Source organism: Tabrizicola flagellatus (assembly GCF_046295235.1).
Classification (GTDB): domain Bacteria; phylum Pseudomonadota; class Alphaproteobacteria; order Rhodobacterales; family Rhodobacteraceae; genus Tabrizicola; species Tabrizicola flagellata_A.
Window position 1 is genome coordinate 59,608 of record NZ_JBKBLV010000020.1, and the last position, 8,288, is coordinate 67,895.

The 8,288-nt window shown below is 63.7% G+C and carries 12 protein-coding genes; 4 read left to right on the plus strand and 8 right to left on the minus strand.

Features of this window, described 5'->3' with window-relative positions:
* Position 1: 1 nt before the first annotated feature.
* The 4 genes from flhA to ACK4IU_RS10670 are packed head-to-tail and all read left to right on the plus strand — an operon-like array spanning position 2 to position 4,270.
* Entirely contained in the window at positions 2-2,077 is a 2,076-nt protein-coding gene (flhA, locus tag ACK4IU_RS10655) for a flagellar biosynthesis protein FlhA (protein ID WP_409734759.1), read from the plus strand.
* Positions 2,074-2,856, plus strand: a complete 783-nt coding sequence (locus ACK4IU_RS10660) for a flagellar biosynthetic protein FliR (protein WP_409734761.1) — start codon at positions 2,074-2,076, stop codon at positions 2,854-2,856. Before flhA ends, ACK4IU_RS10660 begins: the two co-directional genes overlap by 4 nt.
* The gene (locus ACK4IU_RS10665; RefSeq protein WP_409734764.1) at positions 2,853-3,935 is read left to right on the plus strand and encodes a flagellar biosynthesis protein FlhB; all 1,083 of its coding nucleotides are present in this window, start codon (positions 2,853-2,855) and stop codon (positions 3,933-3,935) included. The genes ACK4IU_RS10660 and ACK4IU_RS10665 overlap by 4 nt, the downstream gene beginning before the upstream one ends.
* The gene (locus tag ACK4IU_RS10670) at positions 3,932-4,270 is read left to right on the plus strand and encodes a hypothetical protein (protein ID WP_409734766.1); all 339 of its coding nucleotides are present in this window, start codon (positions 3,932-3,934) and stop codon (positions 4,268-4,270) included. The genes ACK4IU_RS10665 and ACK4IU_RS10670 overlap by 4 nt, the downstream gene beginning before the upstream one ends.
* 55 nt (positions 4,271-4,325) lie before the next feature.
* On the opposite strand, the gene ACK4IU_RS10675 is transcribed toward ACK4IU_RS10670, so the two are convergent.
* From ACK4IU_RS10675 to ACK4IU_RS10710, 8 genes are all read right to left on the minus strand, one after another.
* The gene (locus tag ACK4IU_RS10675) at positions 4,326-4,835 is read right to left on the minus strand and encodes a flagellar basal body-associated FliL family protein (protein WP_409734768.1); all 510 of its coding nucleotides are present in this window, start codon (positions 4,833-4,835) and stop codon (positions 4,326-4,328) included.
* A gap of 2 nt (positions 4,836-4,837) precedes the next feature.
* Complete coding sequence (gene flgH, locus ACK4IU_RS10680) at positions 4,838-5,563, minus strand: flagellar basal body L-ring protein FlgH (protein WP_409734770.1); 726 nt, start codon at positions 5,561-5,563, stop codon at positions 4,838-4,840.
* Between the two features lies 1 nt (position 5,564).
* Positions 5,565-5,984: a flagellar basal body P-ring formation chaperone FlgA gene (gene flgA, locus ACK4IU_RS10685; protein ID WP_409734772.1), complete on the minus strand. Its 420-nt coding sequence runs from the start codon at positions 5,982-5,984 to the stop codon at positions 5,565-5,567.
* Positions 5,984-6,769 carry a flagellar basal-body rod protein FlgG gene (gene flgG / locus ACK4IU_RS10690; protein WP_409734774.1) on the minus strand — a complete coding sequence of 262 codons (786 nt, stop codon included), beginning with the start codon at positions 6,767-6,769 and terminating at the stop codon, positions 5,984-5,986. Before flgG ends, flgA begins: the two co-directional genes overlap by 1 nt.
* A 9-nt stretch (positions 6,770-6,778) precedes the next feature.
* Entirely contained in the window at positions 6,779-7,489 is a 711-nt protein-coding gene (locus ACK4IU_RS10695; RefSeq protein WP_409734777.1) for a flagellar hook-basal body complex protein, read from the minus strand.
* A gap of 1 nt (position 7,490) precedes the next feature.
* Positions 7,491-7,769, minus strand: coding sequence for a flagellar biosynthetic protein FliQ (locus tag ACK4IU_RS10700; RefSeq protein WP_409734779.1), 279 nt, complete (start codon positions 7,767-7,769; stop codon positions 7,491-7,493).
* A complete protein-coding gene (fliE, locus tag ACK4IU_RS10705) occupies positions 7,766-8,056 on the minus strand; it encodes a flagellar hook-basal body complex protein FliE (RefSeq protein WP_409734782.1) in 291 nt (96 codons plus the stop codon). Before fliE ends, ACK4IU_RS10700 begins: the two co-directional genes overlap by 4 nt.
* A gap of 12 nt (positions 8,057-8,068) precedes the next feature.
* A partial coding sequence (locus ACK4IU_RS10710; RefSeq protein ID WP_409734785.1) for a flagellar basal body rod C-terminal domain-containing protein occupies positions 8,069-8,288 on the minus strand: 220 nt, incomplete at its 5' end.

Here is an 8,288-nt window from a genome sequence, read left to right on the forward strand (position 1 = left end):
AATGGCCTACAGCTTTCCGTTCCATTCGATGCTGCGACCCACGATCCTTCTGGCGATCGGACTGATGGCCGTGATCGTGATGATGATCCTGCCCGTTCCATCGTGGATGCTGGACATCGGGCTTGCCCTGTCTTTCGCCCTGGCGATCCTGATGCTCACCGTCACCCTGTTCATCGATCGCCCGCTGGATTTCTCGGCCTTTCCGACGATCCTGCTTGCGTCCCTCCTGTTGCGCCTCGCACTGAACGTCTCGTCCACAAAGCTGATCATCGGCCAGGGTCACACGGGTACCGATGCGGCCGGTCATGTCATCGAAGGCTTTGCCCAGTTCATCATGGGAGGCGACCTGATCCTTGGGCTGGTGATCTTCATTGTCCTCCTGATCGTCAATTTCATCGTGATCACCAAGGGAGCCGGGCGGATGGCCGAGGTCGGAGCCCGCTTCGCCCTTGACGGCATGCCCGGGCGTCAGCTCGCCATCGATGCGGACATGTCGGCCGGAGCGATCGATCATGCCGAGGCAAAGCAGCGACGCGAACAGGAACTTGCTGAAACGACTTTCTTCGGCTCGCTCGACGGCGCGTCGAAGTTCGTCAAGGGCGATGCGATCGCCGGGCTGTTGATCACTACCCTGAACATAATCATGGGGCTGGTCGTCGGAATCTTCATCCACGGAGTCGATGCAAGAACGGCGTTCGAGACCTACACGATCCTGACTGTCGGGGATGGACTGGTCAGCCAGATACCCGCCGTCATCATTTCGGTCGCGGCAGCGCTTCTCTTGGCGAAGGGCAGTCAGAAGGGAACCGCGGACATCTCGTTCTTTGCGCAACTGGGCCGCTATCCTGGGGCACTGGGGACAGTCGCCGCCCTTATGGGCCTCTTTGCGCTTGTCCCGGGTATGCCGTTCCTGCCTTTCATGCTGGCGGCGGTCGCACTTGGTGCGTTTGCCTACTTTCGGTCGCAGCCGGAACCGCAGGCTACTGACGCCGATGTCGCGACCCTCGAACCTTCGAGGCCCAGGTCGATGGGCGATCTTCTGGACTTCGATGACATTCATATCGAATTCGCCCCGAACCTCGTGGCCATGGTTCTGGATCCGGCCACCGGCCTGGACAGCCGCATCGCCAACATGCGCAATCATGTCGCCACAACCTTTGGCCTGATCCTCCCCGAAATCCGACTGACCGACGAGGGCTCGCTTGCACCGGGTCAGTACCGGATCCGACTGCAAGGGGTCGAAAGGGTCTGCGACACCCTCATTCCCGACCGCGTCCTGGTACTCCTGAGCGACGGCGTCCCCGCCCCCGACGGGCTCGACACCCGAGAGCCGGTCTACGGCGCGCCCGCCCGCTGGATCCGCCCGGACCAGCAGGAAGATGCGGCCCTGTCAGGCCTTACAGTGGTAACACCAACCGAGGTTCTGGCCACCCATCTGCTTGAAGTCCTCAAGGGCAACCTGTCGCGCCTCCTGACCCTGCGCAGCCTGCGCAGGCTCCTCGACGAGTTCGTGCGCCTGTCCGATCCCGCCCGCGCCGAGGCAAACCGCAGGCTTCTCGACGATCTTCTGCCGGACAAGGTGCCGATGGATCTCCTGCACGCCGTCCTGCGGCTGCTCCTCGACGAACGGGTGTCGATCCGCAACCTGCCTCTGATCCTCGAGGCTGTGGCGGAGGCCCGCGGCCTCGGATCGCCGGAAGCCATCTGCGAGCATGTCCGTCAGCGGCTCGGTTTCCAGATCGTGGCTGACCTCAAGCGGCCGGACGGATCCATTCCCCTGATCCAGCTTGCACCCGACTGGGAAAAGACCTTTGCAAGCTACCAGATCGATGGCGACCGCGGCCAGCGGGATGTCGCCCTTCCACCCGAGCTTTTTGCCCGCCTTGCCAACGGGTTGACCGAACGGATGAACCGAGCGGCCGAAGCAGGCATCTACCCTGCGCTTGTCACTTCGGTCGGTCGAAGGCGATTCCTGCGTACCGTCGTCCAGGCAAAGGGGCTGCAGATGCCGGTTCTGTCCTACGAGGAGATCAGCACCGACGCCCGCCCCGCGCTTCTTGGCCAGGTGCCGGCATGACGGGAATACTCTCCGAACTATCGCGGCTTCTCGATCTCGCCGAGGGGCTGGCTTGGGCAGCAACACTGGTTTTCGTGCGTGTCGGGGCCATGGTTGCCCTGATGCCGGGGCTGGGTGATCCGGTCGTTCCACAGCGGGTCAAGCTTGCATTGGTGGTTGCATTCGCCATCGTCCTGTCGCCAATGCTTGCGGAACGCCTGGCATCCGACATGCCCGGGCCCACCTTTCTCGCCCTTGGCAGCGAGGCCGTCTCGGGGCTGATTCTGGGAATCGGCCTGAGACTGTTTCTGGTCGCCCTCACGACCGCAGCCGCAATCATCGCGCAGGCGACGACGCTGTCCCAGCTGTTTGCTGGTGCTGCGCCCGAGCCACAACCGGCGATCGGCAATCTGCTCACGATGGCCGGGATCGCGCTGGCCATGATCTCAGGGCTCCATGTCCGCGCCGCTCAGCTCGTGATGCTGTCCTATGATTTCCTTCCGGCCGCCCGTCTGCCACTGTCGTCCGAGGCGGCAGACTGGAGCGTCGCCCTGATCGGCAGGTGCTTCGGCTTGGCGTTCACGCTGAGCGCGCCCTTCGTCATAGCCTCGGTCCTCTACAATCTCGCGCTCGGCGCCATCAACCGGGCCATGCCGACGCTCATGGTTTCCATGGTCGGTGCTCCGGCTTTGACGCTTGGGGGCATGGCGATGCTCGCGGTCGCTGCGCCGGTCATCCTCATGGTCTGGCTTGCCGCCTTGTCCGATCACATGGCAGCACCTTTCGGAGCCGTTCCATGAGTGGCGAAGAGGAAGATGCCGGTGAGAAGGAACACGAGGCCTCTCAGCAGAAACTCGACCATGCCAGAAGGGAAGGTGACATTCCGCGGTCGGTCGACCTGCAGACGGCGACCGCCACGGGAGGGTTTCTGCTGGCATTGTTCAGCTTCGGCGGTTGGGCAGCGGAACGCGCGGGAACCGCAGGCATGGTGCTTATCGACCAGGCCGACCGGCTTTCCGCTCTGGTGGCCACAGGGGGCAGGGGAATCTTCTGGGGAACCGTCCTCGGACTTGCGCTTCCGCCCCTATCTCTTCTCCTGCTTGCACCGGTACTTGTCCTTGCAATGCTGGTCGTCAGCAGAGGCATCGTCCTGGCCCCCGGAAAACTCGCGCCAAGACTGTCGCGCATCTCTCTCGTCGCCACGGCAAGGCACAAGTTCGGCTCGGATGGACTGGTCGAATTCGCCAAGGGCGTGGCCAAGCTGGCGCTTGTCGGACTGGTGCTCTACCTCCTCCTTGCCGGTCGGATGGAGGACATCCTGTCCAGCATCTATTTGAGCCCAGCCATGTCGGCTGCCCTGATGGCCCGCATACTGCTGGAATTCCTGCTGATCCTGTTCGCGATCCAGCTTGCTGTCGGCGGGATCGACTATCTGTGGCAGGTCAGCCAACACCGACGTCGTCATCGCATGTCGCGCAAGGAGATGCTGGACGAATTCAAGGAAAGCGAGGGTGACCCGCATCTGAAATCGGCCCGGCGGCAGCGAGCGCAGGAAGTCGCGACGAATCGCATGCTGGCCGATGTCCGAACCGCCGACGTGGTCGTCGTCAACCCGACGCACTATGCCGTTGCGCTGAAGTGGGATCGCAAGCGCGGCAATGCGCCTGTATGCGTCGCAAAGGGTGTCGACGAGATCGCCCGCAAGATCCGCGAGCGCGCCGCCGAATCCGGTGTGCCGATCCACAGCGACCCCCCGACGGCCAGGGCGATCCACGCGTCCGTCAGGATCGGACAGGAAATCCGCACCGAGCATTACCGGGCGATCGCCGCTGCCATCCGCTTTGCCGATGCGATGCGACGCAAGGCCAGAAGACCATGAAACGGGATCAGGACATGGCCCGACTGTTGGAACTTGCCAAGATGGCATTCGACCACAGTCTCGGCCGCTTGCGCTCCAGCAAGGCACGGCTGGATCAAAGCCGGATGCAGCTGGATGCGATCAACCAGAGCGGGCAGCCGGTCGATCTCGAGCCGATCATGGCAACCCGGGTCGGCCTTGGCTATGAGCGTTGGGCGGACATGCGTCGTGCGGAGCTGAACACGGTCATCGCCCGTCAGACGGCAGAATGGCTCGAAGCTCGCGATGCCGCACAGATGGCGTTCGGCCGGGTCCAGGCACTGCAGGCCCTGTCCGGGCGTCGAACGTCAGGGTAGGACTTCTGGCCCGCCCCGACGAGCCAGAGCCAGATGGACCATCGGAAAGACGTGGTCAGCCGTCCTGCCGCGCAATGTCGGTGATCAGGACATTTGTGACCACGCTTCCCAGGACCAGCGCCGCCGCCTCTTTCAGACTCGTGCGCAGGACCACAAGGTTCGACCCGTCGGTAAAGGATCCGGAGAAGCCACCGACATTGGCGTGATCGAAGAGAACCTGAAGGAAGGCATCCCGAAGCTTCGGTTCGCGCTGGTAGACGGCTTCGGTGTTGCCTGCCGCAACCTCAAGCGAAAGGGAAAGGACGACCATGGAGGCGACACGTCCTTCCTTGACCACCGGGATGACGAACTGATTGTTCATCTTGATATATTCGGGCGCGCCTTCGACGTGGCCCTCCTCGGTGGCTGCATGGCCGTCGCCCTCGGACTCTTGAGCATGGCCCTCGACTGCCGGGCTGGCAGCCTCGCCTCCCTCCTCGACCGCCGGACGCAAGAGCAGTCCGGCACCGACGCCGCCACCGAGACCCATCACGGCAAACAGAATGGGGAGGATCTTGCCGAACATGATCAGAAGGGCATCACGATGTCGGCGACCTGCTGGCCGTAGGTGGGCTGCTGCATGTCGGTGATCTGCCCGCGACCGCCATAGGAGATCCTGGCCCCGGCGATCTTGTCATAGGTGATCTCGTTCTGGCGCGAAATGTCGTTGGGTCGCACATAGCCGGTCACGATCAGTTCCCTGAGTTCGAAGTTCACGCGCACTTCCTGCTGACCCTCGATCCGCAGCACGCCATTCGGAAGCTCGTCAATGACCGTCGCGGCTATGCGCAACGTCAGCTTTTCCGACCGGTTGACGGAACCGGACCCCTTGAAGGTTGACGAGGACTTCGCCGCGTAGGCCTCATCCATGCTGGCGCCATCCGGCAGCGCCTCGTTGATCCGCTGCGGAATGCCGAGGAAGTCGGGCAGACCGGAAGACTGCTGACCGCTTCGGTTCCGACCCGTCGAATTTGTGACGCTCGCGCTGTCGTTCATCTCGATCACGACGGTCAGGATGTCACCGCGGCCTGCAGCACGACGATCACCGAAGAGGGCGTCATCCCCCGCGCTCCACAGCGAGGAAGCAACCGTCTCCCTCTGCGGCGCACTGTCCTCGGGCAGTTCCGCCGCGCTCATCGCATAGTGCTGGTTGCTGCCTGAAAGGTCCGAGAACTCTGGCGCGCGACCCACCTGTTCGAGCTTGCCGCACCCGGCGACAGCCAGGACCGAAACCATCCAGATCCGCTTCATCATGTTATTCTTTCCATCCGACGTAGACTGTTCCGTCAGGGCCGACCCGACCCGTGACCGTGTTTCGTGAGTCGAGGTTGATGACCCGCAGCACCTCGCCTTCCGCAGCGCGGCCCAGCGAGCGCCCCTCGGCAGCGATGGCCAGTCCGCCTGACAGGTAGACGAGGGTCACCAGCTGATTGCGTTCGACCAGCGTCGGCTGACCCAGATCGGCAAGACGCACCGCTTTTCCGGCGTAGATCGTAACGCGCGCCTCCAGGCCGACCGCGACCGACGGGTCCTGAATCGACCCGGGGAGTTCGGCGGCCACAACGGTCAGGTCTTCGGGCTGTACCACAGCCTTCGCCCGGATCGTCCGGGTCGCAACCACGCTCTCGGCGAGGGCAGGCTGCGAGAGGAAGAGAAGAGGGAGCAGCCGCCACATCAGCGCACCTGCGTCGTCGCTGCCAGCATCTGATCGGCCGCCGTGATGACCTTGGCGTTCAGTTCGTAGCCGCGCTGCGCCTTGATCAGTTCGGTGACTTCCCGGACAGCGTCGACCGAACTGCCTTCCAGGTAGCCGTGGCGGAGCGTCCCCAAGCCATCCACACCGGGCATCCCCGAAAACGCCGCGCCAGACGCCGGACTTTCGAGGAACAGGTTCGACCCGATCGCCTCCAGACCCTTCTCGTTCGGGAAGGACGACAACGTCAGCTGGCCGATCAGCTCGGGGTCAACGCGATCGGCAAAGTCGGCCCAGACCTCGCCGGACGGGCTGATGGTCAAGCCACGCGCATCGGCGGGAATGGTGATGCCGGGAACAACCGGAAAGCCGTCGGAGGTTACGATCAACCCGTCGGCGGACCGTTTGAGCGCACCGTCGCGCGTGTAGCCGATCGACCCCGACGGCAATTGCACCTCGAGATAGCCGTTGCCATCGATGGCGAGGTCGAGGTCACCTCCGGTAGCCTCGAGGGTCCCCTGGCCGACAACCACGGAGACCGCTGCCGGGCGGACGCCAAGCCCGACCTGGACGCCTGTCGGAAGCATGTTGCCATCCACGGACGAAACACTGCCGGGACGCGCGAGTTGCTGATAGGTGAGATCGGCAAAGTCCGCGCGGCGGGGGTTGTAGCCGGTGGTGGACATGTTCGCGAGGTTGTTCGACACGACATCGACCTTCATCTGCTGGGCAGCCATTCCGGTCGCGGCGATTTGCAATGCCTTCATTGCGGGCTCCTATCGACCGAGGGTCGTGATGACGCCACGGACACGTTCGTCTTCTGCGTCGAGAAACTTCTGCCCAAGCTCATAGGCCCGTTGCACCTCGATCATCCGCGCGATCTCGGACACCGGTTCGACATTGCTGTCCTCGAGCATGCCTTGCAGGATCCTGGCATCCTCCGCAGGCTCCACCGCGCCGGCTGAGAAGAGAGTGCCCGACTGGTGCCTGAGCGACAGCGAATCGCTGGGTTGCCACAGCCCGATCTGGGCGATGGGCTGACCCTCTGCCGATAGCGTGCCGTCCTGGGCAATCGCGATGCCGCGCGCCTGGGGCGGAACAAGGACCGGTGCGCCGCCGGCGTCGAGAAGTCGGAAGCCGTCTGGCGTCATCAATTCGCCCTCGGGCGAAGGCACAAAGCTTCCCGCCCGGGTCAGTCGGTCGCCCTGCGGTGTCTGGACCAGAAAGAAGCCTTCCCCCTGGATGGCCAGGTCAAACTGACCGCCGGTCTGGCTGACCGTTGCCTGGGACAGGTCGACATGGCGACCGCTGGCATGGGCCATTGACAGGGACGGCCCCTCATCCGTGGCCGCGATGAATTCGGAGAAGACGACACCCTCGCGGCGGAAGCCGGTGGTCGAGGAATTGGCGATGTTGTTCGCCACGACGCCCATTTCGCGCATCAGGCCCGATTGGCGGTTGAGGGTGGCGTAACCGGCGGCGTCCATGTCAGTCCCCCGAAATCAGCGGAACAAGCGAGTCGGTGAAGAAGGCGACAAGACTCGTTGTCATGAAGCCCATCGAAAGCCAGAAGACCGCGACGATCGCAGCGGCCTTGGGCACAAAGGTCAGCGTCATCTCCTGGACCGAGGTCAGCGCCTGGAACAGGCCGATAACGACGCCGACGACCAGAGCCACGGTGAGAACCGGGGCCGAGATCACGACGGCGACCCAGAGACTCTGGCGCGTGAGGTCGTAGATCATCGGTTCGGTCAGGCCCCCGGTCATACCGGCATCCTCAGGATTTCCTGGTAGGCTTCGACGACCCGGTCCCTCACGGTTGCCACCGTCTCGACGGCCAGCTGCGAGGAGGCCAGCGCCTGCACGAGAGCATGCGGATCGGCACCTCCCGTCATCGCGGAACGGGCCGTGGCCTCGTGCTCTTGCAGCGCCTCCATAAAATTGCCGGCCAGCCGAGTGAAACCCTGCTCCGCCGCCCCTGCCTTTGGCTGAGGGGCGGCGGCACTGCGGGCGTTCGCATAGGCCTGGTTCACGAAAGAGGTTTTCACATCCATTCTGGATCTCCCCTATCGGCGCAGAAGGTCGAACAGGCCTTGCGTCATCTGACGCGTCTGGTCGAACATCCTGAGGTTCGCCTCGTAGCTGCGCTGCGCTTCGCGCGCGTCAGCGATTTCGATCACCAGATCGACATTCGAGCCGTCGTAGTGACCGGTTGCATCGGCAAGCGGATGGCCCGGGTCGTAGACACGGGCAAGCTCGCTCCGATCCAGTCGGACCGGCCCTGCC

Excerpts from the sequence above, each read along its gene's own strand:
- flgA (WP_409734772.1), bottom strand. The coding sequence starts at position 5,984 with ATGTGGCGGCTGCTCCCTCTTCTCTTCCTCTCGCAGCCTGCCCTCGCC.
- ACK4IU_RS10660 (WP_409734761.1), top strand. The coding sequence starts at position 2,074 with ATGACGGGAATACTCTCCGAACTATCGCGGCTTCTCGATCTCGCCGAG.
- flhA (WP_409734759.1), top strand. The coding sequence starts at position 2 with ATGGCCTACAGCTTTCCGTTCCATTCGATGCTGCGACCCACGATCCTT.
- flgH (WP_409734770.1), bottom strand. The coding sequence starts at position 5,563 with ATGATGAAGCGGATCTGGATGGTTTCGGTCCTGGCTGTCGCCGGGTGC.
- fliE (WP_409734782.1), bottom strand. The coding sequence starts at position 8,056 with ATGGATGTGAAAACCTCTTTCGTGAACCAGGCCTATGCGAACGCCCGC.
- ACK4IU_RS10675 (WP_409734768.1), bottom strand. The coding sequence starts at position 4,835 with ATGTTCGGCAAGATCCTCCCCATTCTGTTTGCCGTGATGGGTCTCGGT.
- flgG (WP_409734774.1), bottom strand. The coding sequence starts at position 6,769 with ATGAAGGCATTGCAAATCGCCGCGACCGGAATGGCTGCCCAGCAGATG.
- ACK4IU_RS10670 (WP_409734766.1), top strand. The coding sequence starts at position 3,932 with ATGAAACGGGATCAGGACATGGCCCGACTGTTGGAACTTGCCAAGATG.
- ACK4IU_RS10700 (WP_409734779.1), bottom strand. The coding sequence starts at position 7,769 with ATGACCGGGGGCCTGACCGAACCGATGATCTACGACCTCACGCGCCAG.
- ACK4IU_RS10665 (WP_409734764.1), top strand. The coding sequence starts at position 2,853 with ATGAGTGGCGAAGAGGAAGATGCCGGTGAGAAGGAACACGAGGCCTCT.
- ACK4IU_RS10695 (WP_409734777.1), bottom strand. The coding sequence starts at position 7,489 with ATGGACGCCGCCGGTTACGCCACCCTCAACCGCCAATCGGGCCTGATG.